Source organism: Planctomicrobium limosum (genome assembly GCF_051465645.1).
GTDB lineage: Bacteria > Planctomycetota > Planctomycetia > Planctomycetales > Planctomycetaceae > Planctomicrobium.
This window is the reverse complement of sequence record NZ_CP195790.1, coordinates 3,221,145-3,246,400: the sequence shown is the minus strand read 5'-3', so window position 1 is coordinate 3,246,400 and position 25,256 is coordinate 3,221,145. Positions and strand designations below refer to the sequence as shown.

19 protein-coding genes are annotated in these 25,256 nt (G+C 52.8%); 8 read left to right on the top strand and 11 right to left on the bottom strand.

The genetic code is table 11. From position 1 onward, the window contains the following. Positions 1–135 precede the first annotated feature (135 nt). Positions 136–1,587 carry a protoporphyrinogen oxidase gene (hemG, locus tag SH527x_RS12165; protein ID WP_437190951.1) on the bottom strand — a complete coding sequence of 484 codons (1,452 nt, stop codon included), beginning with the start codon at positions 1,585–1,587 and terminating at the stop codon, positions 136–138. A gap of 321 nt (positions 1,588–1,908) precedes the next feature. On the opposite strand from hemG, the gene SH527x_RS12160 reads away from it, so the two are divergent. Together SH527x_RS12160 and SH527x_RS12155 are read left to right on the top strand one after the other, a co-directional pair. Next, the gene (locus SH527x_RS12160; protein ID WP_437190950.1) at positions 1,909–3,042 is read left to right on the top strand and encodes a DUF6268 family outer membrane beta-barrel protein; all 1,134 of its coding nucleotides are present in this window, start codon (positions 1,909–1,911) and stop codon (positions 3,040–3,042) included. A gap of 59 nt (positions 3,043–3,101) precedes the next feature. Beyond that, complete coding sequence (locus SH527x_RS12155) at positions 3,102–4,247, top strand: DUF6268 family outer membrane beta-barrel protein (protein ID WP_437190949.1); 1,146 nt, start codon at positions 3,102–3,104, stop codon at positions 4,245–4,247. A gap of 25 nt (positions 4,248–4,272) precedes the next feature. Here SH527x_RS12155 and murA read toward each other — a convergent pair whose 3' ends face one another. The 4 genes from murA to SH527x_RS12135 form a co-directional block, all read right to left on the bottom strand. Continuing rightward, entirely contained in the window at positions 4,273–5,664 is a 1,392-nt protein-coding gene (gene murA, locus SH527x_RS12150; RefSeq protein ID WP_437190948.1) for a UDP-N-acetylglucosamine 1-carboxyvinyltransferase, read from the bottom strand. Between the two features lie 35 nt (positions 5,665–5,699). Continuing rightward, the gene (gene prmC / locus SH527x_RS12145) at positions 5,700–6,584 is read right to left on the bottom strand and encodes a peptide chain release factor N(5)-glutamine methyltransferase (RefSeq protein ID WP_437190947.1); all 885 of its coding nucleotides are present in this window, start codon (positions 6,582–6,584) and stop codon (positions 5,700–5,702) included. Positions 6,585–6,758: 174 nt separating this feature from the next. Further along, the gene (gene prfA, locus SH527x_RS12140; RefSeq protein WP_437190946.1) at positions 6,759–7,829 is read right to left on the bottom strand and encodes a peptide chain release factor 1; all 1,071 of its coding nucleotides are present in this window, start codon (positions 7,827–7,829) and stop codon (positions 6,759–6,761) included. A gap of 484 nt (positions 7,830–8,313) precedes the next feature. Continuing rightward, positions 8,314–8,577, bottom strand: coding sequence for a type B 50S ribosomal protein L31 (locus tag SH527x_RS12135; RefSeq protein ID WP_437190945.1), 264 nt, complete (start codon positions 8,575–8,577; stop codon positions 8,314–8,316). Positions 8,578–8,978: 401 nt separating this feature from the next. On the opposite strand from SH527x_RS12135, the gene SH527x_RS12130 reads away from it, so the two are divergent. Next, positions 8,979–10,025, top strand: a complete 1,047-nt coding sequence (locus SH527x_RS12130; RefSeq protein ID WP_437190944.1) for a sulfate ABC transporter substrate-binding protein — start codon at positions 8,979–8,981, stop codon at positions 10,023–10,025. A gap of 21 nt (positions 10,026–10,046) precedes the next feature. Here SH527x_RS12130 and SH527x_RS12125 read toward each other — a convergent pair whose 3' ends face one another. Beyond that, positions 10,047–10,295 (bottom strand): hypothetical protein, encoded by a 249-nt coding sequence (locus tag SH527x_RS12125; RefSeq protein ID WP_437190943.1) that lies wholly within the window; start codon positions 10,293–10,295, stop codon positions 10,047–10,049. Between the two features lie 369 nt (positions 10,296–10,664). Here SH527x_RS12125 and SH527x_RS12120 point away from each other — a divergent pair, with 369 nt between their 5' ends. Both SH527x_RS12120 and SH527x_RS12115 read left to right on the top strand, forming a co-directional pair. After that, positions 10,665–11,816, top strand: a complete 1,152-nt coding sequence (locus SH527x_RS12120; RefSeq protein ID WP_437190942.1) for a peptidase — start codon at positions 10,665–10,667, stop codon at positions 11,814–11,816. Positions 11,817–12,079: 263 nt separating this feature from the next. After that, on the top strand, positions 12,080–12,532 hold the full coding sequence (locus SH527x_RS12115; protein WP_437190941.1) for a bifunctional nuclease family protein: 453 nt from the start codon (positions 12,080–12,082) through the stop codon (positions 12,530–12,532). Between the two features lie 163 nt (positions 12,533–12,695). Here the strand turns inward: SH527x_RS12115 and SH527x_RS12110 are convergent, their stop codons facing one another. Then, on the bottom strand, positions 12,696–13,934 hold the full coding sequence (locus SH527x_RS12110; protein WP_437190940.1) for a serine/threonine protein kinase: 1,239 nt from the start codon (positions 13,932–13,934) through the stop codon (positions 12,696–12,698). Positions 13,935–14,483: 549 nt separating this feature from the next. On the opposite strand from SH527x_RS12110, the gene SH527x_RS12105 reads away from it, so the two are divergent. Next, positions 14,484–15,461 (top strand): AAA family ATPase, encoded by a 978-nt coding sequence (locus SH527x_RS12105; protein ID WP_437190939.1) that lies wholly within the window; start codon positions 14,484–14,486, stop codon positions 15,459–15,461. A gap of 134 nt (positions 15,462–15,595) precedes the next feature. Here the strand turns inward: SH527x_RS12105 and SH527x_RS12100 are convergent, their stop codons facing one another. The 4 genes from SH527x_RS12100 to SH527x_RS12085 form a co-directional block, all read right to left on the bottom strand. Continuing rightward, positions 15,596–16,645 carry a DUF1559 domain-containing protein gene (locus SH527x_RS12100; RefSeq protein ID WP_437190938.1) on the bottom strand — a complete coding sequence of 350 codons (1,050 nt, stop codon included), beginning with the start codon at positions 16,643–16,645 and terminating at the stop codon, positions 15,596–15,598. A gap of 258 nt (positions 16,646–16,903) precedes the next feature. After that, the gene (locus SH527x_RS12095) at positions 16,904–18,946 is read right to left on the bottom strand and encodes an alpha/beta hydrolase family protein (RefSeq protein ID WP_437190937.1); all 2,043 of its coding nucleotides are present in this window, start codon (positions 18,944–18,946) and stop codon (positions 16,904–16,906) included. 317 nt (positions 18,947–19,263) lie between these two features. After that, positions 19,264–22,257 carry an MMPL family transporter gene (locus SH527x_RS12090; RefSeq protein WP_437190936.1) on the bottom strand — a complete coding sequence of 998 codons (2,994 nt, stop codon included), beginning with the start codon at positions 22,255–22,257 and terminating at the stop codon, positions 19,264–19,266. Between the two features lie 200 nt (positions 22,258–22,457). Continuing rightward, complete coding sequence (locus SH527x_RS12085) at positions 22,458–22,808, bottom strand: hypothetical protein (protein ID WP_437190935.1); 351 nt, start codon at positions 22,806–22,808, stop codon at positions 22,458–22,460. Positions 22,809–23,283: 475 nt separating this feature from the next. Here SH527x_RS12085 and SH527x_RS12080 point away from each other — a divergent pair, with 475 nt between their 5' ends. Then, positions 23,284–24,387, top strand: a complete 1,104-nt coding sequence (locus tag SH527x_RS12080) for a vWA domain-containing protein (RefSeq protein ID WP_437190934.1) — start codon at positions 23,284–23,286, stop codon at positions 24,385–24,387. 158 nt (positions 24,388–24,545) lie between these two features. Continuing rightward, positions 24,546–25,184 (top strand): signal peptidase II, encoded by a 639-nt coding sequence (gene lspA, locus SH527x_RS12075; protein ID WP_437190933.1) that lies wholly within the window; start codon positions 24,546–24,548, stop codon positions 25,182–25,184. Positions 25,185–25,256: the final 72 nt, after the last annotated feature.

Sequence of the window (25,256 nt, the reverse complement as noted above, 5' to 3'; positions counted from 1 at the left end):
CAGGAACTTCCGATGGGAATTCCCCAGCTATGCGTTCCTGGATTCCTGTCTCATCGATTGCGATGACCGAGACGACTTGCTGTCGACAAGATCCTGACAAATCAGAGTGGAATTTGGTGGCTCCGCCTGTGAGGGTTATGCTGGCTTCGAAAGCTGTTTGATGAGGTACTCCGCAGCGGTTTCGCCACTGGTGATGCAGTCCGGGACACCGACCCCTCCCAGATAGTTCCCGGCCAGCGCGAACCCAGGTATTTCTGCGGCCGATTGCAGAATGGCTTCCGCTTTCTGGAGATGCCCGACATGGAACTGAGGCATCGCTTTTGGGTAGCGAGCGACAATTGCAAAGTCCGGTGTTCCCTTAACTCCAAGGATTTCTTCGAGTTCCGACAAGACGGTTGCAATGATTTCTTCGTCGGTGCGAGCGAATTCTTCCGGTTGCATCGCTCCGCCGACAAATGACCGGATGCAGACCTTTCCTTCTGGAGCACGATCGTCGAATTTTCTGCTCAGGAAGGAAGTTGCCAGAATGCGGCGATTTTCAGCGTGGGGAATGACCAGCCCGAACGATTCGACCGGATGCTTGATGTCCGCCAGTGAGTGCCCTGTCAGCACGATTGCACTCGACGCACAGTCAATCTGTTGAATGAGTTGCGCACATTGGTCGTGGACAGGTTTGAGAATCTGTGCAGCACCGGGAGCTGACAACGACAGGACGACTCCATCGAACCTCTCTTCTCCCTGTTCCGTCCGTAGAGTCCAACCGGATTCTGTTTTTTGTAGTCCCTGAATACGACAGGATTTACGGATTTCGCCGTCCTTCATGATTCGGGCTTCGAGTGCATCCAGAAGCTCCTGCATCCCGTTTGGAAACGTTGCAAACAGCCCGTAGCGCGCTCCACTGACTGAAGTTTTGTCTGCCGATGGGCTCTTCGTCGCTCGCATTCCCCGATACAGGCTGCCGTAATTCCTTTCCATGGAAACAAATCTGGCGAGTGTTGCCTGAGAGCTCAACAGGTTGGGATCTGACGTGTAGATCCCTCCAACGAGCGGTTGGACGATGCGTTCAAGTGCCTGTTTTCCAAGACGTCGGCTCACGAAACTGGCTACGGACTCGTCCGCAGGGTCTTTTCGAGCCGGGATGAATGGTTCCAGCAGGACGCGAAGTTTTCCTGACCAGCTTAGGAGTGGGGAGGTCAGGATCGGCCAGATCCGCCCTGGGGCGACGAGGTTAAAGCCGTCTGGAGTCGGGACCGGCTTCCCTTTGGAGAGAATTAAAGAGTTTCTGTACCGGGAATTTGTCGGAATCAGTCGGTCTTCGATCCCGAGTCGTCGACAGAGTTGGACGGCCCCCGGTTTGTTGGTGATGAAGGAATCCGCGCCGCGTTCCACGAGGTAATCGCCGATTTGTTCTGTTCCAAAAACCCCGCCGAGGCGGTCGGAACCTTCAAATAGGGTGACTTTGAGAGGAAGCTGATCCCGGGATTCCAGCAGGCGATGTGCTGCTGCGAGACCGGTGATTCCCCCGCCAATGACAGCGATTCGAAGTGGTTCAGAGCTTGGCGAGGATGGATTGGGCTGGACGTTCATCGGAGGGCGATTCAACCGTTGGGGAGCCAATTGATCAGATGGTCTCTGGCAGGCGGAAATGTTCGACTCAGGGGGAGTGCGGTGACTTTTCACCAGGGTTCTGTCCTCTGATGATGGACCGAACTTTCCCTGAGGTCAAATGTGCAGTACCGGCGGAATCTGCAGGGGCAGGACTCATTGTTGCTTCACATGTGTTCAATTGTGGTCCTGCAGGGGAGGGAAAGAATTGACCAGTTCCATGAACTTGAAGTAGAGAGCGTTTCTCAATGACTTTGTCCATTTCTCGATCTCGTTCTTTAGTAACGACCAAGTGAATTTACGATGAGATTGCCTGCTCGGGCACCATCTTTGATTCTCGCAGTTCTCTTTTCTTTGATTTGGGGAAGAGAAAGTTGCGTCATCGTTGCCGCTGAACCGGTTCTGGCAAATTCACCTGCCCTTTTTGAAGATGCCGACGCCGATCTCTCTTCGATTGATCCCTTCGCTTCGAATCTTGCGACGACGGAACAGACACCCGAGATTCAACAGGTTCAATACCCTTACCTGGAATCCGGCGCACAGAGTATCGATCCGGCGATGACACCGCTGGGGCCGAGGTCAATTGCTGACACGGTTTCGACGGATGAAACCGGCCGATGTGACGACCTGCTGCTGGATTATGATCCTTGGCGCGATGGGATCACTTCACTGACTTATACCCTCATTCCTGCGAGTCGGGAAAATGTGAGTTGGTCGTCCTTCGACTTGCGACATGCATTTGAAGTCCCACGCTACCCCGGTCTGAAGATCACTCCACGTTTCAGTTGGCATCTGGTTGACCGCGCGCCGTTCACTCAGCTTGCTCCCTATTCGTTCAACTTCACGGACATCTCACCTGAGCTGTATGACTTCGCTGTTGATACCTCCATCATCCTGCCAATCGGGGAACGTTGGGAGCTTCAAGGAAGCATTTCACCGGGGATGTACACAGACTTCTACAACGTCTCCAGCGATGCCTTTCGGCTGCCTTTTATGGCCGCTGCATTTTATCGATGGAGTCCATCTGTCGCGTTTGGTGTCGGGGCGATGTATCTCGATCGGGAAGACATCATTGCTGCCGCGATTCTGGGAGTCGTGCTAGGTCACCCTGATGATGACCTGCGGATGGAGCTGTTTTTTCCGCGAACAAAAATTGGATATCGCTTCAAAACAACGGGCGATATCGAACACTGGTTCTACCTGGCTCAGGATTACATTGGCGGAGGTTCCTGGGCGATGGAACACGCTTACGGTCTGAAAGATGTCGTGAGCTATCGCGATCAGAAACTGATGCTCGGCTATGAGCGTATGGTGACTGGTGAACGGGCAGCATTTATTGAAGCCGGATATGTGTATGACCGGGAACTTCAGTTCAAAGAACTCGGATCTGGCAAACTTTCATCCACGGGTGCCCTGAGAATGGGGTTTATCTTCTGACATATCTCCTGTCTGAGCAGATCTCCTGATTTCAATCCTCTTTTATAGATGACCAGAGAATGTCTTTTTTGGCCCGAGTTTTGTCACTGCTTTGCTGCCTCGCTTCGACGAGCGGGGCATTGCTGTATGGCAATGAATTTGCTCAGGACGATCATCTGGTCTCACAAGTGGATTCTGTCTTCGAACAGGGGCCTGTGAAGACGGTTGAGCCTGCCTGGTTCACGAAGCCGGCAGCAACTGATGAAAGCACACAGCGTCCCCAATTTGGGTTCGAAGAGACTGTGGATGACGCAGGCGAACCGGCTGGCACGATGCAACTGGTGCAGTATCCGTTTGAAGCCTCGGCGTCACAGGCGATTGAGCCTGAAGAACAGTTGGAAAAATCGATTAGTGGTCCGCTGGGGCATCTTCGAAAGCAGATCGACAGTATTCCCGGCGATCAAAAAGGCTTTGTTTTCAGCGATCGCACTGCCACTATGACTGTGGTTCCCGGCGGCGGAAATGAAAGTCTATTCCTCTCGACGCTTGACCTTCGACTGACTGGGAACTTTAAGCAGCTTCCATTTATCCGGATCACTCCCCGATTTGGTTGGACAGTGACCGACTACGACCGTCCTTGGTACGTCCCTGAAAATTTGATTGATGCTGGCGTGAACTTTACGGTCTTTGCACCGATGGGGCCCCGATGGAATTTGATGATGTTCCTGAGTCCTAGCGTGTTCACTGACGGAGACAATCTCAGTGCCGATGCGTTTCGACTCACTGGGGGAGGAATGGGGTTCTATCAATGGACCGAGTCGACCAAGCTCATTGTTGGGTTCATCTACCTTGGCCGTGAAGACATTCTCGCGCTGCCGGCGGTCGGTTTAATTTACAGTCCTCACGATGATTTCAAAGCAGAGATCAGTTTCCCTCGCCCGAAAGTCGCGTGGAGAGTTTCGGAATCAGAAACGCAAGAACTCTGGACGTATATCGCTGGTGAACTTGGTGGAAGCTCGTGGGCGGTTGACCTACCCAATGGTCAGCAGGATATGTTTACTTACAAAGATCTCCGGCTGATCGGCGGGATCGAACAGACATGTAAGAAATCGGCTCGCTGGGTCGTGGAAGGGGGCGTCGTTTTCGAGCGAAAGTTTGAGTACGACTCCGGATTTAAGCGACGTCCTTCACCGAGCGGAGTGCTTCGGGCCAGCTTCGTTTTCTAGACCGAATCAGCTGATCCGGAGAGGTCTATGCCGAGCGTTTCTGTTCGTCGGCGGCTTCCGTTTGCGAAGTCCGCACCAGATTAAAATGGGGTTCGGCGATCAGTTGCGGTTCACTGAACTGCGATGCAGGGGACTTCAATGTGGAAACCTGCGCGTCGGCAGTCCGCACAACATTTGCTCCCAGTGCACAGAACTTCGCTTCGAGACGTTCGTACCCTCGATCAAGATGATGGATGCTGCGAATCGTTGTTTCTCCCTGAGCAGCCAGTCCAGCAATCACCAGTGCGGCACTGGCTCTCAAATCGGATGCCATGACCTCAGTGCCGGTCAGTTGCGGAATACCGGAAACAATTGCGGTCGCACCCTGCTGGCGGATCTGCGCGCCCATGCGACAGAGTTCGGACACATGCATAAAGCGATCTGGAAATACCTGATCGTGAATGATGCTTGTCCCGGAGAGCGTGCAGGCCAGTGCCATGAGTTGAGCCTGAGTGTCTGTCGGGACACCTGGGTAGGGCAGAGCTGTGAAATCAACTGGCTGCAGGTCGTCGCTGGATTGCAGGGAAATCGTTTGGTCTGACTGGATGATTCGACAGCCAGCCTGTGCCAGCACATCAAGGACTGCTGTCAGATGAGAGGCATTCACCTTGTCGAGAGTAACCGAGCCTCTGGTGATGGCCGCGGCGATCAGTAGAGTTGCGGCTTCCACGCGATCGGGAATCATCTCGGCCTGTGTTCCCTGAAGATGGTCGACTCCTTCGATCTCGATACGCGGAGTTCCCTGGCCGGTGATCATGGCTCCCATCAGATTCAGGACATCAGCGAGCGCAACGACCTCAGGTTCGCATGCCGCGGCTGTGATGACAGTGGTTCCCTTGGCGAGTGTCGCTGCCGTCATCACGTTGCAGGTGCCGGTGACGGTGCTTCCGTTCAGTCCGCCCAAGAAAATCGATGTGCCTCGCAACTGCTTCGCTGTGGCGTGAACATACCCCCCGCGAACATCGATCTTTGCACCCAGTGCCGCCAGTCCCTTGAGGTGCAGGTCGATAGGGCGATGCCCGATGTTGCAGCCACCCGGCAATGAAACGCAGGCATGTCCACGTTTCGCAAGAAGCGGACCTAACACGCAAACGCTGGCTCGCATCTGGCGTACGAGATTGTAGTCTGCGGTTGATGAGGCATCGTGCTGCAGTTGCAGGGAAAGTGTTCCTGGGGCAGACCTTTCAACGGACATTCCCAGTGATTGCAGAAGCTTCGAGAGGGTTCGCACATCGACCAGATCCGGGACGTTGCTCAGGCGTGTTTCGCCATCAGTCGCAAGCGCCGCAGCCATGATCGGCAGAGTCGCGTTTTTTGACCCACTAACCGATATCCGGCCAGAGAGCTTCGCTCCTCCTTGTATGACGAACATATCCATGCGGCGAATCCCTTCGCACTGATTTGGTTTGTCGGTTACTTTGGCTTTCGACCGACGACGACTCTGGCTTGACCGCTCAGGTCATTCTTGACGCCCACCTCAGTATATCCGGCTTCGTTCAAAATCTGCATCCCGTCCTGAGCCTGTTCCGGACTCAGCTCAAACATCAGCCATCCACCCGGTTTCAGGTATTCCGGAGATTGTGCTGCAAGACGGCGGATCACGTCCAGACCGTCCGGGCCTCCATCGAGTGCCAGATGCGGTTCATGGTCACGAATGTCCGGGGCGAGTTCTGCGATCTCGGCTCGCTGAACATACGGAGGATTACTGGTGACAACGTCGAACAGTTTGCCCTTAGGGACCGGTGTGAACAAATCGCCAATGAGCAATTGCACGCGATCGCCGACCGCGTGCTTATCAATGTTTTCCTGCGTGATTTTCGCAACGTCGGGATTCTTCTCGACGGTCGTCACCTGAGCACTTGTCAGGTTCTTTGCGATGGAAATCGGAACGCACCCGGAACCAGCACAGAGTTCCAAAACAGCGGCTGGTGCCGGAACTTCCTTCAATGCATCCAGTGTGGCCATGACCAGAATTTCGGTGTCTGGTCGAGGGATAAACACACCCGGCCGAACGATGAAATCCAAGCTGAAGAAATCTTTGTGACCTACGAGATAAGCGACTGGCTCGTGTGCGGCACGCCGTTTCACCAGATCCCGCATGGTGGCCCGCTGCTCGTCGGTTAGTGGTTGATCGAATTGAGTGTAGAGCTGAATTCGATGGCATTTTCGAGAGTGGGCCAGCAACACTTCCGCATCCAGTCGCGGACTTTCACTTCCCTTTTCTTTCAGGAAGCTGATCGTCCAGTCGAGAATGCGTTTGACTGTCCAAGGTTCTTCACTGGCGACTCCGGTCGACACGATTTGTTCCTTCCCTGAGCGTGGTGAACGTCTCTCTGTCATCTACTCGAAGTAGTGTCATTCTATTGGCGGACTCGATTCTGTCTCCACAGTTCGAGTCGGTGCCGGAATTTAACAGAGAGAACTTGATGCCGAGAAACGGTGCGAGCCGAGAGTGATTGTAACCTGAACGGCTTACGAAACGCCCCCTTTAAGACGTTCCTGGCGGTCAAACTCCAACATGGAGGCGATTAACTCGTCGAGTCCACCCATCATGATCTGGTCGAGTTTATAGATCGTCAGCCCGATGCGGTGATCGGTACAGCGTCCCTGAGGGAAGTTGTAGGTTCGGATACGTTCGCTGCGGTCGCCTGAGCCGATCAGCGTTCGACGTTGGCTGGCTCGTTCTTCGGCCGCTTTTCGCTGCTGGGCTTCCAGAATTCGGGAGCGAAGAACACGCATCGCTTTGGCTTTGTTTTTGTGCTGGCTCTTTTCGTCCTGACACTTCACAACGACGCCGGTTGGAATGTGGGTGATACGAACGGCACTCTCCGTCTTATTGACTTTCTGTCCACCGGGGCCGCCAGCTCGCATGGTGTCGATCTGCAAATCTTCGTCGCGGATGACAAGTTCGACTTCGCTTGCTTCCGGCAGCACGGCAACAGTCGCCGCACTGGTGTGTACGCGACCTTGTGCCTCGGTTTCCGGCACACGCTGAACGCGGTGTCCACCGCTTTCGAACTGCAATTCGTGGAAGGCGCCTTCTCCCGTCACGGAGAAAGTGATTTCTTTGAACCCACCCATTTCTGAAGGATAGGATTCCATCAACTCCATCTTCCACCCGCGATTTTCCACATAGCGCGAGTACATTTCGAAGAGGTTGCCTGCGAACAGTGCGGCTTCTTCGCCCCCTGTTCCGGCGCGGATTTCCATGATCAGGCCGCCGCGTGTGATTGAGTCGCCCGCGGTGACAATGTCTTCCAGTTCAGTCTGAAGTTCATCTCGCTTGACTTCGAGATCTTTCAACTCCTGCTTGGCATAGGCACGTGAAGCAGGATCAGATTCCGAGTCCAGCATCTCCTGTGCAGCGGCGATGTCGTCGATGAGTTGGTGATAGCTGCGGACCGATGAGGCAACTTTTCGCAGGCCGCCATACTCACGCTGAATTTCAACAAGCTTCGACGGGCTAGAAAGGATCTCAGGATCCTGCAGTTGCAGTTCAAGGTCCTCGAAGCGTTTCAATTTGATTTCAAGGCTGGGAAACATGTTTCTTCATCCATTTCGAAAGCGAAGTGGGCAGACAGCTGAAATGTGTCTCGTCCATCGCAGTGGTAGTACAAACTCTTGTCATTAGTGACGTGTGTCGGGCCATTGGGCTGCGACATGACACGCCTGCCGATTGGTCAGGTGAATGAGTGAGCGGCACTAATGGAATGGACGGTGAAACAAACCTGAAATCATTTCTTATTCTTGCAAAAGGACAACGGCAACGTAGTTCAGCGGAGTTGCCATATCTGAAGCAATAGAGTTCGAGTCAGTGGTCTTCGATCGCTCGATTTCGGTTGGTCGTCCCCGGAGTGTTCCGGAATCGACCGCCTTGTCTGCAACGACATCAATGGCATTTCAGGAATAATATCCCGCCATACTGCTGATTCGAAGCGACAAAAGGACGCTTCCTCTGAAAATTGGAAGCGTCCTGATGCGAGAGTCAAATTGAAGGCCGGAGCGTGGAACGCTTCCGCCAGGCGATTTACGCCTGCTCTTCTTTCTTGGCCCAGTTGTATTTCTTCTGGAACTTTTCGACACGACCAGCGCTGTCGACGTACTTCAGTTTCCCGGTGAAGAACGGGTGTGAAGCGGAGCTGATGTCGACAGTGATCAGCGGGTATTCTTTCCCGTCTTCCCACTGGATCGTTTCTTTTGATGACATCGTTGATGCCGTCAGAAACTTGTAATCAGCACCGACGTCGTGAAATACGACTCGCTGGTATTTTGGGTGAATGCCGTCTTTCATTGATCCGACCAAGTTCGTTTCTAGAGCATCATCTGGTTGTGTCCTGCCGGAATTAGGCAGTGCAGAGCCAGGAATTTTGCCAATCGAAATCATTGCCGTTTGAACGCACTTCGAGCAATTCGCTCTCAGAGGCGAAAGGTGCCACGCAGCAAAGCTGGTGGACCTCGGCGAAGCGAGAGATTGTAGTTCGACGCTACTTTCTCAGCAATACAAGCGAAATGTTTTCTGTGGTTTACGTAAATGGCGAGAGTGGAGTGGTTTACGTTCTGTCTTCCTCATGATTTTCGCGGTGCTCTCCGTTCGCCTCTCCTTGACAGAACGAAATTTGGCATAAAGACTACTCACCTTGTCGTTGTTTTAAGAACGGTTCAACGGGTCAGGGCACCATGCAGATGTCTTTCATGCGAGCTTGTCGCGGGCGTTTCGGAATTTGGCGGACAGCAGGACTCACTGCGGGTGCCTTCGTGCTACTTCTGACAGGGCTGGGATGCTTCGGCGCAAAGCCAAAGTCGCATCAGTTACTGAATGTGTCCTACGACCCAACTCGTGAGCTGTGGAAGGATGTGAACCTCGCATTCATTCCCGCGTATGAAAAGGAGACGGGAATCCGATTGTCGATTCTGCAGTCACATGGGGCGTCTGGAAGTCAGGCGCGAGCGGTGATTGATGGGTTGGAAGCGGATGTTGCCACGTTGTCGATCTGGTCTGACACGAATGTCATCCATAAAAAAGGAATGATGAAGGCTGGCTGGGAAGACGAGTTTCCGAATCGCTCGCTGCCGTACACCTCGACGGTTGTGTTTGTTGTTCGAAAAGGGAATCCAAAGGGGATCAAGGATTGGAAAGATCTTTTGGTTGGGGATGTGGGGATTGTGACCCCGAATCCGAAGACCTCCGGAAACGGAAAGCTGAGTCTGCTCGCGGCGTGGGGAAATGTGATCGCGTCAGGTGGAACCGAAGAGGACGCCAGGAAGTTTGTTGCAGATCTTTATCATCGCGTTCCGGTACTCGATACAGGAGCTCGTGGGGCGACCAGCACGTTCGCTCAAAAGGGAATTGGCGATGTTCACATTGCTCTGGAGAGTGAGGCCTGGTTGGAAGTGGAAGAGTCTGCGGGGGCACTGGAGATTGTGTACCCGAAACAGAGCATTCTACATGAGCCCCATGTCGCGATCGTCGATGCAATTGTTGATGTGAAGGGGACGCGGGGGCACGCGAAAGCCTACCTGAGCTATCTCTATACCCGTTCTGGTCAGGAAATCATTGCGAAGCATCACTTTCGCCCGAGTGATCCCGAAGTGCTGGCCGCGCACGCAGAGCATTTTCCTTCCATGAAGATGTTTACGATTACGGATTTCGCGGATGGCTGGGATTCCGTGCAGAAGAAGTTCTTTGCGGAAGGTGGCCTGTTCGATCAGATTTACGCTGAAGCGCAGAAGAAGCCGTAACCTGATTTATGTTTCCTTCTGTTAATGCGTGTCGTGCTGATGGGGAAGACCACATGGAGTCGCGTTGATGTGTGCGTGGAATCCCTGTTCTGTGGTTCGTGGCATCTCTTGGGGCGGTGGCAGGGAAAGTGAAAACGCGACTCCCTCAAAAGCGATATCCCGTTGATCAGGTTGAATTTGCTGCCAGATTGCTGTTGTTGTCCTGAACGGCTTTGCTTTTAAATGCGATTCGTGATCACGGAGTGTTCGTGATTGAAAGTCGCCAATCATTAGCGTTCCGATTCCCGTGACTTGGGTGTCTCACATTCAAGTCAACCAGTTGAGGAACGCCGTGGTTCTGAAGGTTCTTTGGTCGACGTTTGTCACTGGGCAAAAAGCAGGTTGGTTGTTCTGGAACAATTCGTTCAGTGATGCGGCAGGGTGGTGGTCACCTGGTCCTGAAGATCTCGGTTTCAGGATGCAAAATGAGTCATATGAATTTGGCGTGAATTCTCAGGTCGATTCAACTGGTTTGCCGCGACTCTTCGATACGCCAATCGTCTTAATGTTAAGTTGTTGAAACTTTTCTCTGCTCAAGTTGATTTTCATCGTTTATCATAGAGCCAATTCCCTTCGCTCTCATTTCTTCGGGAGGCACGTGTGGCTTCGCTGTCCAGTCGTCGTACATTTCTCAAGCAAACCGGTTCTGCGCTCCTCGCTTCAGGTTTTGCTCCAGCGATTCTCCGAGGAGAATCGAAGTCAGGTTCAGGTCCCGTCATTATTGGGGAAGGTGACTGGAAGTTTGAGTGTCACCACAATTGGGGCCAGCTTCCTGACACCATCCGCTGGCGCAACACTCACGGCGTTGCGATCGGGAAAGATGGAACGGTCTATGTGACGCATCAGGGCGATGAGAAAGCACCTTGCGATACGGTCGTTGTCTTTGATCCGCAAGGAAAATTCATTCGCTCCTTTGGAGCCGAGTTTGCCGGCGGAAATCACGGCATCGACATTCGTGAAGAAGGGGGCGTCGAGTACCTGTACTGTTCCGTGACTGCTCCTCATCGCGTGGTCGTGAAATACGACACGAAAGGGGAATTGGTCTGGAAACTGCCTGCACCAGAGAAGGCCGGAGTCTACGACGATCGGAACTTCTTCAGCCCGACAAATGTCTGTTTCGGGCCATCAAACGAGTTGTATGTCGGTGATGGTTACGGCTCACATTATCTTCATCAGTACGATAAAGATGGAGTCTGGGTTCGGACCTGGGGAGGACTGGGGGACAAGGTCGGCCAGTTCAAAACACCACATGGGCAATGGCTGGATAACAGAGATCCGGCGCAGCCTAAAATCGTTGTTGCGGACCGTGCAAATTCGCGGTTGCAGTTCTTTTCTCTGGATCTCAAACCCTTGAATGTGGTGCAGGGAGTTCCAGTCGATAAGAAAGATCTGAACGGGACGGCCGGGGAGCAAAAGACCGTCGACGATGTGTCCGTTCCATCGGTCTCGGTTTACGGAATCAGCTATCCCTCTGCAATTGATTCACAGGGAGAGTTTCTCGTCATTGCTGACTTGCATGCACGAGTGACGATCCTGAACGGCAAAAACGAACTCGTCGCGAATCTAGGCTTCCATGAAGGCTGGACGACGCAGGTGCTCGATGGTCGCCCTTATAAAATGCGAGCCCAGCCGAACACTTGGAAAAATGGTCGCTTTGTTCACCCGCACGATACAACGTTTGATGCCAACGGCAATCTGATTGTCGCGGAATGGGTCGAGCAGGGGCGATTGTCGTTCCTGCGTCGCGTCTAATTTACGTGCACGAAAGTGCAAAATTGAATCTTCAGGTTCGAAACCTGTGCCTGATGATTACGGCACAGGTTTCTTGATTTTGATGGGGATCGTCTGCACGGTTGCACGTTCAGGGTGTAGGCTGGGGCAAGATTGTTTGCAGGGAGAAGAGGGCGTCCACTTGTCGCGGTGAAATCCACATTTCTATACTGACTTGTTCGAGTTTGTTCTGTAATGAAGTGAAGTAGTGGTCTCTGGCACGCGGAAACGATTTCAACTGTGAAATGGCTGCTCACGCGGCTCGTGATCGACTGACCGGTCTTAAGGGGGAACTGTCTGTGCTTGTCCGCATGGAACTTGCCAGGATCATTATGAGTGAGATCAACGACCAGCAGGTCGTGTTCTTGCGTGAAGTTGATGGCGATCGTTCGTTTCCAATTTTGATCGGAATCTTCGAGGCAACAAGTATCGATCGTCGGGTGCAGGGCCATGTTCCACCTCGACCCCTGACACACGATCTTCTCAAGAATGTGATTCAGGAGATGGGAGGAGAAGTGCAGGACGTGATTATCACAAATCTCGTCGAGCACACCTACTACTCTGTGATCCGAATTCGCCTTGATGGGGATCTGGTGGAAGTCGACAGTCGCCCTAGTGATGCGATTGCGCTGGCCGCACACTACAGTCCGCATCTTCCGATCTATGTCGACGAAGAAGTGATTGACGCAGCGTCATAGTATGCCGCGAGAGACTCTGGTCGTTGCATGCGGTCGCAGCGACTGGCGGTGGCTTTAGCTTGCGGTCGCTTTGATCAACTGGCTGAATGAAAGAAGACTGGTTCAAACGAACCAGTCTTCTATTGTTTTAAGGCATGGCGAGGATGAAGTTGCCTGCTGTTGATTACAGTTCCTGATCACCGTTCGGCAAAGCATCATCGCTTACTGAGAGATGCTTCCCTGGTGGGTCTGTGGCCGAAGTGGAATTGAGCTTCGTGGACCGGTTCGCCTGAATACTGTTCAAACGTGATTTGGTGACAAGTGCCCGTTTGAGTTCCTTGCGCCTGTTGATCACGTGATCAAAGGCAAATGCCCAGCGGCGTTGGCGACGGAAAGGGCGAAGCAGCCCGCGAACTTGTGCCATCGTTTGAGGGCGTTCCGCAGGGTTGATCGCCATCATCTGTTCAATGATGTCGCACAACTCTTTAGGGACCCCGGGATTGACGGTGTCGACTCGTGGTCGCGGGTCGGTACGGTGTGCCTGAACGACTGCTGGTCGAGTTTCTCTCGGAAATGGACGTTGTGCTGTCAGGCAGACGTACAACGAACACCCCAAGCTGTAGATATCTGCTCGCCCGTCCACAGTCATGCTGTTGAGAGATTGCTCTGGAGCAATGTAGTCAGGGGTTCCCAGACACTCATGCCCAAAGATCATCGAGAGCGAGAATTCGTCGTCGCTTCCGGCCTGATTCACCAGTGTCAGCCCGAAGTCGAGAAGCTTCGCCTGCCCATCGGCGTCGACAAGAATATTGTCCGGCTTGACGTCACGGTGAACCATCCCCTGCTCGTGCAGATAGGAGAGTCCCTTTGCTGCCTGGCAAACGACGTCACAGGTGGAGTCCCATTTCATGGGGCCGTTTGAGAAACTGATTCCTTCAAGGAGGGTCACTCCTTCGAACAGTTCCATCACCATAAAGTCAGCAGATCCGAAGAGATCGACTTTCTCTCCGAGTTCCAGAGTGCGAATCAGGCGGTGGTGGTCCAGCCGCATCCCGGCTTTGGCTTCCATCTGGAAACGGGCACGCATTCCGGAATCGTGCTTGAATTGTTCCCCTAGAACTTTGATTGCGACTCGTTCTTCGCTGTTTTCCGGGCGAGCAACATAGACCAGACCCATCCCGCCGAACCCGAGGATATCGAGCAGGATGTAGTTGTTGATTCTCAACCGTCGACCGCGTCCCCGCAAAATTTCTTCTGCCTGATAACGCGTCAGCAATTTGGCCCGAATTGCAATTCTGGCAACGGCAACAGCATCAGCGGCCCCCTGCACTTCCGGGTGTTCCAGAAACGCTTTGGCGCTTTTGTCAGAAACAATTCGGCTTTTCAGTAGCTGTTCTGAGAACGCTTCGATCGTCGCAACCATGCAGACCAGACTCCTAAATCAGTGGAACACTGACAGATCGGCTGGGTTTATCAGGTGTCAAGATTGTGTCACCTGTGATGTGTTTTCCACTTCTATATTATCGTGTTTTTATATTCGGCCGAAGTAGTTTGCGTCAATTTTTTGTTGAATTCAACGAGAGGAAAGGGCGAAAATACGCTGTCGAAGCGTTATGGCGCTCCTGATTTCACCTGCACAAACAGCCGGTTCGGAATATCGGAAAGGTGCGTGAATTCGCAACACGTTCCGCTCTCCAGGCGAGTAGGGCGAGGGTGCTGAGATTATTCAGATGCCGTAATCTCTGTTTGCACATTGAGTTATGGGTGGGAGAGTCTGGTCCTGTTTGTGGCGAGGCAAACGGTTGACCGAGAGTGTAAGATCTCCAGTGGCCCGGACAGTGCTTCAAAGCGTGGTTCGAGTGATGACTCGTGTCTGTGCAGAAATATCTGCATCACGACACGCTTTGATCTACCGTTGTTTGGATTTTTGTGTCTTGGTCTGTGACGCCATCTGGAGCGAAAAAGCAAATTTATGAAGGACTTCGTCGAAATCGATGGCATTCGCCTGCATTTAGGGCACCCGGACCATTCCAGTGGGGAGTGGATCGGACAACGCGAAATTCTGAAGCAGCTTCTCGCCTGCTGGCTGGTCGTCGATCCTCGTGACTTACCGCTGACTCCTCGGCTGGTCGGAACTCCAGGAATTGGAAAGACGTCTCTGGGAATCGCTGCAGCTCGGGTGCGAAATCAGGAGTTGTACATCTATCAGTGTACTGCCGACACCCGCCCGGAAGACTTGCTGGTGACTCCTGTCCTCGCCGAGAGTGGCAAGATCCAGTATCAGGCTTCTCCGCTTGTGACCGCAATGATTCGTGGCGGCGTCTGTGTATTAGACGAAGGGAATCGCATGAACGAGAAGTCCTGGGCCAGTCTGGCTCCGCTTCTCGATCACCGTCGCTACGTTGAATCGATCGTAGCTGGGATCACGATCAACGCGCATCCGGATTTCCGTTGTGCCGTCACCATGAACGAAGACGATTCAACTTACGAAATTCCGGACTACATCCTCAGTCGCTTGCAACCGAGTCTGACGCTCGGGTTCCCTGCCCGCGAAGACGAGATGGCGATTCTGAAATACCATCTGCCGTTCTCTGAAGAAGAGATGCTGAATCTCACTGTCGAGTTCCTTCAGCAATCGCATGAACTGAAGCTCGATTTCTCAACACGAGACGGCATTAACGTGTTGCGATACGCCTTGAAGCAACTGGCGATCGATCCGGAACATCCGCTGTCAAAAGACGAAGCCTGGTTGAACTCACTGGAAAAATGCCTTGGACAGGATGCACTCGATTTGCAATCGCTGGCGGAGAAGAAACGCAGTTCACTCGGTGGCAACGCCATTCCGATGGGGCTGGGAGACTTCTTTTTCGATCCAAGCCATCCATTGCACCCGGACTATGATCCAGATGAAGACGATGAAGATGAAGACTACGAAGAAGATGAAAGCTGATCTGAAGACGTCGCCTTCATTGGTCTGACCGTTCAGGCGCAATCAAACAGAAATCCATCCAGCAAAGCTCCAATCGTGGACTCGCTGGATGGATTTTTTTCGTTCTTAGAGAACACATGGCAGACCGAAACGGTCTAGAACTCACCGATTACGACTCCATCGTTACGAGCACAGAGTGCCATGAACGTATTGTAGTCCATGTTCTCGGAAAGGAACCGAACGCTTCCGTCTGCCATGCACCCGTGAGCTCCCCCGGTGTGCTGCGAAATGATCTTTGTGTTCGTCCTGTATGGGTCGATTGAATAGGTTGTCGTTTGCTTTGAGTTGATTCCCAATCGCGGGGCTGTTATGCCGGCTGACCAGTTATTTCCTCCATTTCCGCCCGACCACATCCCGCCGTTGTGGCCTGCGGATCGGCAATCCTTACCTGAGTAAATACAGGTTGGATCTGGAGCACTCTGTTCTGCAACCATCAATGTGTTCGATGTGCCATCGGTGATTTCGGAAATTTTCACTCCACTACGGGAACTCTCAACTGTGGCGGTGGCACCGCTGGCGTTGTAACTTGCTGAATTCACTATGACGCCATTCGTGACAATCAAACCGAATGTTCCTAGTCCGGATTCAATTGGTGCTGCGCCTGTCTGAGGATGAATTGCACCGCCTGCAATCCCTGCATAATCAGAAACCTGGACCGTGATAGATGCCGGTGCACCGACCGAGCTGGAATTCGTAGTTGGGTCGACTCGCGTACTAGGGAGGGAGCTTGAAGGACAGTTCAGTCCTGCGACTCGCAGAGACTGTCGAAGCTGCCAGTTTCTGTCAGGTCCGTCCTGGGCGGTAAAGTCAGAGCTGAAATTGATCTGATTGTACGCTGCTCCCTGCTCCATCATTGGAAACACTCGCACAATCCAGGAGACGGATTTGACACGGCCAGACGCTGGGGCAATGAGTGGAAATGATGCGATTGGGAACTGACCATAAGTGTCGCCGTAGTTGTGGAGTGCGAGCCCGAGCTGTTTGAGGTTGTTCTTACATTGAGATCGTCGTGCAGCTTCACGAGCCTGTTGAACGGCTGGGAGCAGCAGTGCAATCAGAATGGCGATGATGGCGATAACAACGAGGAGTTCGATGAGGGTGAAACCGCGTTGACGGCGGTTGGCGGGGAAACGTGCGGTAATCATGTGGTTGGAATCGGAGTCAAAGAGGAATGGCAGGTAAAGGAATGCGATTTTGCGTACGTCATTGCTAAATCGCATTCCTGATCAAGTATATGTCGTTAAATCACAATCGCAGGAAATGTCTGTACTCTTTGCTTGTAATATAGAGCGTGCGTCAGGTTGAGCACGAAGTGAGAAAGAGCGGTGTCGAGTGGATCGAAGTCCATCGACACTGCTCTGAAAGCGGGATGTTGGCAGGCTATTTTGAGCGCAGATGAATCGCTATTTCTTCAACATTGCATCGACTGGTGCAATCACTTCAACCCGACCATCGAGAGATGCGATCAGGTCACTGATGTCATAGGCTCTCAAGGCTCCGTGAATGCAATTCACGAGTTGATCCTGAGAGTTTCGAGAAGTGATGATGGTTTCCCAGCCGGAGAGTGAGTTGATGAGAGTCACTTTGTCGAACAGCTTCGGTTCGACAGCGCTCGCATGGAGCGCAGGAAGGCCTGTCTGACCAATTGAGATGAGTTTCAGCTTCTGACCATCAAGCGGAAGCTTTTCATTCTCCAGCAACCAGCGGGCGGAGACGAGCAGGTCTTCAGCTCGAAGACCTGTGTAATTCAATCCCAGCAGGTAGGCGGTTGCCAGATGTCGGCCGTCGTTTCCGAATCGCTTGTCATACCAAGGCTTGTCGACTGCTGCGGTTTCACCTGTTCCACGCACGTCAACCGCGAGAACGGTGTGTCCTTTCAGAGCCAGAGCTTTCGCTGAAAGGGTGCGTTCTGAATCCTGATACTCTGCCTGTTTGCCGCCTTGATGCACGAACAGCACAGGGCTCTGAGTGGCTTCCGCAGGTCGATAGAGCAATGCAGGGAGAGCAATGCCTTCGGTCGGTTCGAGGATCCAGTGCTCGATGGTGACCCCTTCGCCTTTGGTTTCACCAGTCTTCTTCGCTTTGACGGCAGGGATGTCTGCAATCGGTCGAATTCCTGCGATCTGACGTACCTTCTGAATCGCATTCTCTGGGGATTTCCAGAGTTCTTCACGCTGTGCTTTGAGTCTGGTGAATTCTTCGTGATTCAGATCGAAAGCGGATTTGGCTCCGGCGATCAGATTCACCTGACCACGCTTGGTGACAGTGGCTTCAGCGTCTGTCAGCGTTTGAATGTTGTCTGGTTCGCTGACAGGGATATCGCGACCGGCGAGCCAGCGAGACATCCATTGAACAGCCGATTCACGAAGCGGTTTGTTCCAACCATGTTTCAGGTCGGCTTCTGTCAGACTGACTCGTTCCGGATAGCCAAGGCGACCATAGATTCGCTTGGAATTTCGGTATGTCTTCCAGGCTCCTTCAATCGAGAAGAAATCCTGTGTCGCAGTGCACATCAGGATCGGAGTTGGAGCACGCATGATCAGGAAGTCGGAGTGTTCCATTCCCCAATCGAGCTGGCCAAAGATGATCTGTTCTGCGTCTTGCGGCCCGATCTCTTTCAGGACGTGTTCGAGCGAGGTGATATAGCAGGAAGGAGATGCCGCTTTAATGCGATCGTCAAGTGCCATCAGGTAGGCTGCCTGAGTTCCACCACCACTGTTTCCCATACAGCCAATGAGATCGGGATTCACGTCGTCCCGCTGTTGCAGGTAATCAATGGCTCGCATGCCGTCCCAGATTTCATTGCGAGCGGTATTCTGGCCGAGCAGAATCGCTCCGAGCCCGAACAGTGTATGTCCTGTCGTGGTGCTTTTTACTGCGATGCTGCCGTCGTCATTCAAGTGTTCGTAGCGTTCGCCCTGGCAGATCGGATCAATCACATAGCCGATCATTCCGTGCAAGGCCGCGAGTGCTGCACCTGTCTGGTAACCGGCGTAGGCTTTTCCGTTATCAGAATGCCCACAGACAATGAGTACAGCTGGATATGGGGCTTGGAATTTCGGGGAGTGTGGAACGAATGCCAGGCCGGTGACGTAATGTTTTGGTTGGCTTTCGAACAGGATTTTCTCGACTCGATATCCCTCACGTGGGACGATGTCGACGACTTTGGCATTCAGTTCGGTTCGTTCTGGAAAGCCTCCGATATGACTGACGAATTGCTCTCGAATCTGCTTCTGGTATTGTGCAATTTCTTCTGGAGTCTTCAGCGTGTCATAGCGTTTTTTCCAGTCCGCAAACGCCTGCTCAGTCTGCTTGTTGATCCAGGTGTCCATCATTGTGGATGGGGTCTCAGAACCCGCATTTTTCAGCACCTGAATTTTGTCTTCCGCATGCACTGTCATGTTCAGTACGAAGACAAACAGAAGCGAAAAACTGGCAATCCTCATGATGTGGTCCTGTCTGAGGTGGCTGAACGGCAAGCGTGCAGCAAGCGTCGTCCAGTCCAAGATGCGAGGTTACGATCAGGGCGATGCTTTAACTCGGTGGGCCCGATATTTTGTGAATTCGATGTATAAGAGATCTTTGAATCGATTGACAGTGTCTGACTTCGAATTTCAGAAGATTTGTATCGAATCAATGCCGTTGCGAAAGCGGCCTTTTGTTGAGCGAAGCGACGATTGTCAGCTGGTTCTGACCGGTCAACTTTAGAGATGGAATTCGGGATGCGCGTCCCCAAATTCAGCGACATCAATTTCGGTTCGCTCTAAGCGACGAAGTTGACCGACCTGTTCATCGGGACGACAAGGGCATCATCGTCAGTCGAGAGTTCGTTGTTCGGTTCGTTCTCTTCAGGATCTTCTTGTGAGTCTTCTGCGACAACGCGGTTTCTCGCAATCAGAGTGAGAACCGCTGGCAGGAGAACAAGTGAAACGAACAGGCAGCTGGCGACACCAATTGTGAGCACCATTCCCAGCGAGACCAGACCTTGATGTGCGGCGACCATCATACTGCCAAAGCCGACCATCGTTGTCAGTGAGGTCATCGTCACTGCGTTCACCGTACTCCGGGTCATCTGGTATGTCCCTTTCTGATGGCGGAAGTCGTGGATCACATAGACTCCGCTGTCCATCCCGATCCCCATGATCAGTGGCAGGACAATCAGGTTGGCGGGATTCAGGTTGACGTCTGCCAAAGACAGAATTCCAAACATCAGTAACAACCCGCCAAGAGGAGGGAAGAGTGCGAGGAGCGCGATGCGTGCCTTCTCGAAGTCGATGATGGAAGCGACGGTCACTGCAACGGCCAGATACAGACTGATCAGCCAGACCGGGTTGAGTGGCGTTCCTGATCGCTGCATCAGCATCACCGACAGCCCGACGGCAGCTAACGGGGCAATCAGTGAAATGAACAGTGTGCCTGTTCCAAGAACATCGATCAGCAAGACGATGATGATGACCCCGGCTGCATAAATCGCTGCGTTTGCGTAGCTCTGCTGAATCTGATGGGCCGCTTCAAAATTCTGCAGCGGTGTTCCTGTTACGTCGGAGTCCACACTGCGAACGTCTTTCACGAATTGAGTGAGAGGTTCTTCGTCCCAAATTTCCTGCATCGGATACACCCGCAGGAGCCAGTCACCAGAGTTTGAAACGAAGCGGGAACGCAATGCTTCCGGGAAGTCGTTGGCGGTTATCGGTTCCGGGTTGGAGATGGCTGCGAGCATCTGGAACTGACGGTGCAGCGAGATCAACATCCCTTGCTGATAACCTGCAAGAAGCTGAATCTGGTGTTCCAGCGGAAGCTGATCGAGACCATTCAACATGGCGTCGAGCTGCATACTGGTGGCTTGTGCGAGTGGATCGGATTGCGACTTGAGTGCTGCGAGCAAGTTCTCAAGTGCCGCACCAATTGCCGATGGATCGAGTTGGGGAATTCCGCGAGGGAGTTCTGAAAGCCCACTCAGTCGAGCATGGATTGCCTGAACAAGAAGGTTGGTTTCATCAGCAGAATACGTCGGCAGATAACCAGCGAGATCTTCGACACGCGAAACTGTTGGCAGTTCGAGGAACTGCTCTTTCAGAATGCGAACATGTTGCGGCGAATCCGTTGTTGAGACGGCATAAAGCAGTGACCCGTTTGCTTCTTCGAAGATCTTCTTCTGCAGTTCAACGGATTCAACTCCTTTGGCCTGCATGTTCAATAGGTTGTAGTCGTAACGCAGGCGAAATGTGACGCTCCCGTCCCGGATTTCAAAAATCGAGATCGTCAGAACAGCAAGAATCACGAGCCCAATGACGGCGACTGACCCGGGATATCCTTTCAAAACCTTTCGCAACATCTGTCCCTGAAACGGAACAGGCAACTGGCGTGGTTCGAGTTTTCGGTCGGCCAATGCAATCAAAGGAGGCAGGACTGCAAACGTCGCAACGGCACATAGCAGGATTCCGCCCCCGGCAATGATGCCGAGTTCAGCAACACCCAGAAATGTGGTGAAGGCCGCAGCGAAGAAAGAAAGCGATGTTGTGATTGCCGCTGTCACAATGCCGGGACCAACGGTTTGTGTTGTTTCCCCAAGAGCATCCATCAGAGAAAGCCCTTTGTGGCGGTTCTCCAGGTAGGAAGCGACATAGTGGGTTCCGTAGTCGCCGACTCCAATGAGAATCGTGACGAAGGACATGGAGAGAATGTTGAGATGTCCGACGGCAACGGTGGCGAATCCCATCGCCCATGCGGTTCCGACAGCAATCATCGACATGGACATCATTGGGTGTCGGATTCCGCGGAACCCGATCAATGAGATCATCAAGACACCGATGAAGGAAATCACTGATGCGGCTGCCATGTCCGACTGTGAACGTCGCATCTCGTCCGCTTCAAGAACAGGAATCCCTGTCATGCCGATGCGGACTTCAGGGAATTCCAGTCGGGCATCATCCAGGATTTTGGTCATTCTGGCGATGGAACGAGACGACCCGGAAAAGTCGGTCGAAACATTCCGAGGCAATGCAAGAACAAACCCCATCTTGCCATTTGGAGTCAGCTGATACTGAGGTTCCGTGACATTTGCATGAGGGAATGAATTCGGAGAAACGACCTCAGGCCACGGGTTGCTGAACCCTTCAGGATTCTGAATGAAATCGCTCAGGCTGGCGACCAGCTGTTGGGTCTGTACCAGCAGGGACGATAGCTCGTTGTTGGCCTGTCGCTGAGAGAGCAATTGAATGTGGTCAGCCAGTCGGCGGGAATAGGATTCAAGTCCTGCCCGATTCCAGTGGCCTTCCAGTATCGGGGCGTACATTTCCAACCGGGAATTGGCTTGCTCCAGTTCTGTTGGATTCAGGTACTGCAACGCCTTGTGACGCAGTGCTGTCGGGTCAACTTTGTAGAGGACACGAGAGAACAGCTCTGACTCTTCCGTGAGCTGTGTTCCAATCCGGTCGAGAACAGGACGGATCTGCTCAGGGCTTCTGCCTTCGACTGCAACGACGATGTCGGAGTCATCACCGAATTCCTCAACGAAACTCACCCAGCGTTGATGAAATTCCTGACCGGGATCAATCAGATCTGCCCGGTTTGTTTTGAAAGTCAGGAAGCGAGCCGTGATTCCAATGCAGGCGATTGTCGCAATGGCCACGATAGCGAGAGTGACACCAGGGCGGCGGGCAGTCATCAGAGTTAATGACCGCAGCAAATTGGCGAAGAGCCCCCCATTTGATTGAGGGTGCGCCGGCGTTCGCTCCGTCCCTGTTGCTGAACTCACCGCATTCTCTATCTACTACTCGGTTTATCGACGGCCAATCCGTTGGCTTCGACGAGACTTTAGCTGATTGTTTTCCGTCAACTCAAGACGGAAACTCGCAGGTGCGATCAATCTCACCCTGTTCGGTCATTTGAAAGAGATGGAATCACCGCACTGGATAAGTGCTATCGTCCAGAATTCTGCGGGGATTTCCAGTAGTTTTATTCCGGTTTGTGATCAGGCGGCACAAATCGGTGACAGTTGAATTCGTGTAGCATCTTCTCAAGGAACTCCTGACGCTCGTGTGAGTTATAGCCGCGAGCGATTCCAATTGCGGATGTTCCGATGACGACACAGGCGACGTGGACGACTTTCATTGGGAGTCGAAACTCCCTCATGTCGGCGAAGAGTTCTTCGTAGCTGCAGATCTCTCCGAACTTGATTCCCTTATAGTGCAGTTCCATCCCACTCAGGTCATCGATCCATTCATAGTCGAAGGGGCCGTACTCCCGACGACGATGAATGACCCAGAATCGGGTCCGGTCAAATCGAATTCCATGAGTCTCTAACAAACAAATCTCCTGACGATTCTCTCACGCTGCGTTTGTGGGCAGGTTGATGCATTGCGATTGGGTTTCCGTTTTGAATCTGATCGCCTGATGACGGCTGAGTTTTCTGTGGCGAAAAGCCTCTGCCTCGGCACTCATGATCTGGCGATTCGCTGAAGTGTTGCCTGAAATCTGTATTCAGTTGTCAGTCGGTTTCGCCTCAGCAGTTCGTTGCTGATGAATTAAGCATAGATCACAGTCTGCACCGCGGGAAGAACGGTTTTCGAGTTGGGGACCAGACAGTGACTTTCTGGAGAAATCTGTTCTGTCCCAGTCAGAAGTCCCAATTGACCCGATTAAGACAACAGGCGTAAACTTATGAGCAGACGATAATTGGAACCACGACCTGTCACTCAGGTTTGCGAAGCGAACGCGGCGTCAGTCGTGGCTTCGCTTTGAAGCGTGAATCAAATTTTAACGACGGCATGACACCAACTGTATGGCATCAACGGCGACCACCACTGCTCAATCAGAAACGCTGCAGCAACGATCAGCTGTGCCGGCGTGGATGGTGCTTCCGAGCTGGTTGGGGTCGCTGATATTACATGCTCTGCTGTTGTCTGTTCTGCTCTGGATGTGGAAGCCATCGGGGCCTCGGGGAGATTTTCCAGGCGATGGCGGCGATGGATTCAGAGACGTCGGCATTAGATTGCAGGAGAGCGGAACTGGCGAGGACGGTGGAGTTCCTGCACAGGCTTCCTCTTCCAATGAGAAGGCAGAGAAGCCTGTTGAGCAGGTCGCTACTCCGAAGACTCCTCAGAATATAGAGCTCCCGGCGTCCGTGACTTTGCCGACGCCGACCATGGCAACACCGGCACCCATCATTGGAATTGGGCCACCGACCGGATTATCGACGCAGCAGGCGAACCAGTTAATTCAACCATCTTCCGGGCTGGGAACAGGCCTGACGGGAACAGGAACCGGTTCCGGGAGTGGAACTGGAATTGGTGGGCCACCGGGTGGAGGTGGAAGCGGGACATCGTTCCTCGGAGTGGGAGCGGTCGGAAAACGCTTTGTGTATGTGATTGACCGATCGTCCAGCATGGCCACTGATCATGCATTGCAGGCGGCGAAAGTGGAACTGCTGTCGAGTATTCAACGGCTCGATCAGACGCAGCAGTTTCAGGTGATTTTCTATAATACGAGCGTTCACATTCTGGATACGCGAGGTGGGCGATTCGATGTCTTTCATGGAATCGATTCACACAGACTGAAAGTGGTTGAACAGATTCGCGATATTTCACCAGCTGCCGGAACGCGGCATTTGCCTGCAATTCTGGAAGGATTGAAGTTCAACCCTGACGCGATGTTTCTGCTGACTGACGGTGCCGCAGAATCCGCGCTCGATAAGAGAGATCTGGAACAGGTTCAACGGCACAACAGATCCGGAACACACATTCATTGCATCGAGTTCGGTCGGGGCGAGAAATCGCCACTTGCGGAGAGTGCCAACTTTTTATTGGAACTGTCCCGTGAGAATCAGGGGCGGTACGTTTACCGGAATACTCGGAATGTTCTTTCGCCGCAGAATTCGCCTGAATAACGCGGAGCCAGCGACGTTCACAGGACTTGCCTTCAATTCTGGTTGCCTGATCTGCCATAATAGAGAATGGCCGTTTCGAATCGAGATGACTGCTCAGGTCCGGTCGCTCGAAACTGCGGCTTTCGGTCAGGCTCATCACTGAAGAAATTACTCCAATAATGACTCAATCGATTTCAGATCGCCCTGTTGCTCCTTTAACTGCAACTGCCTCCAGTTCGCAGCGTCGGGGAATGTCATGCCGATCCCGGTTGGTCTGGCTCGTCGTGATTTGCCTCGTCGTGATCGGTGTTGATCAGGCAACCAAGATCTATGCCGTGAACTATCTCAAAGGGCAACCGCCGCAGATCTTTTTCGGGGATCTCTTTCGTATCGAGTACGCCGAGAATCATGGGGCGTTTCTCAGTCTGTTAGCGAACTCTCCTCCAGAGGTTCGATTCTGGACGTTGACGGTTGTGAATGGTCTTGTGCTGGCAGGGTTAACATTGTCACTGGTGGGGCTGAAGTCGATGTCCTTCAGTTCGTTTCTTCCTTTGGCATTGATTGTCGCAGGCGGGATCGGAAACCTGATTGACCGTGTCCAGTTTCGGTATGTGATTGACTTCCTGAATCTCGGGATTGGCAGTCTTCGCACCGGGATCTTCAATGTGGCAGACATGGCGATTTCGCTTGGGTTTGTCTTGATCCTGCCGTTGTTACTGAAGAAAGATCCGGACGAACCTGCTGCGAAATCTCCGGTTCCAGATGACTCTGTGTCCACGAAGACTGCCGAAGTCACAACAGTGATTCGAGACAAATAATCGAGAACCCTGAAGTCGGCGTGGCCACATTGGGGATAAGAAGTGCCAGAAGTCCGTCAGGGGAGAGATCGA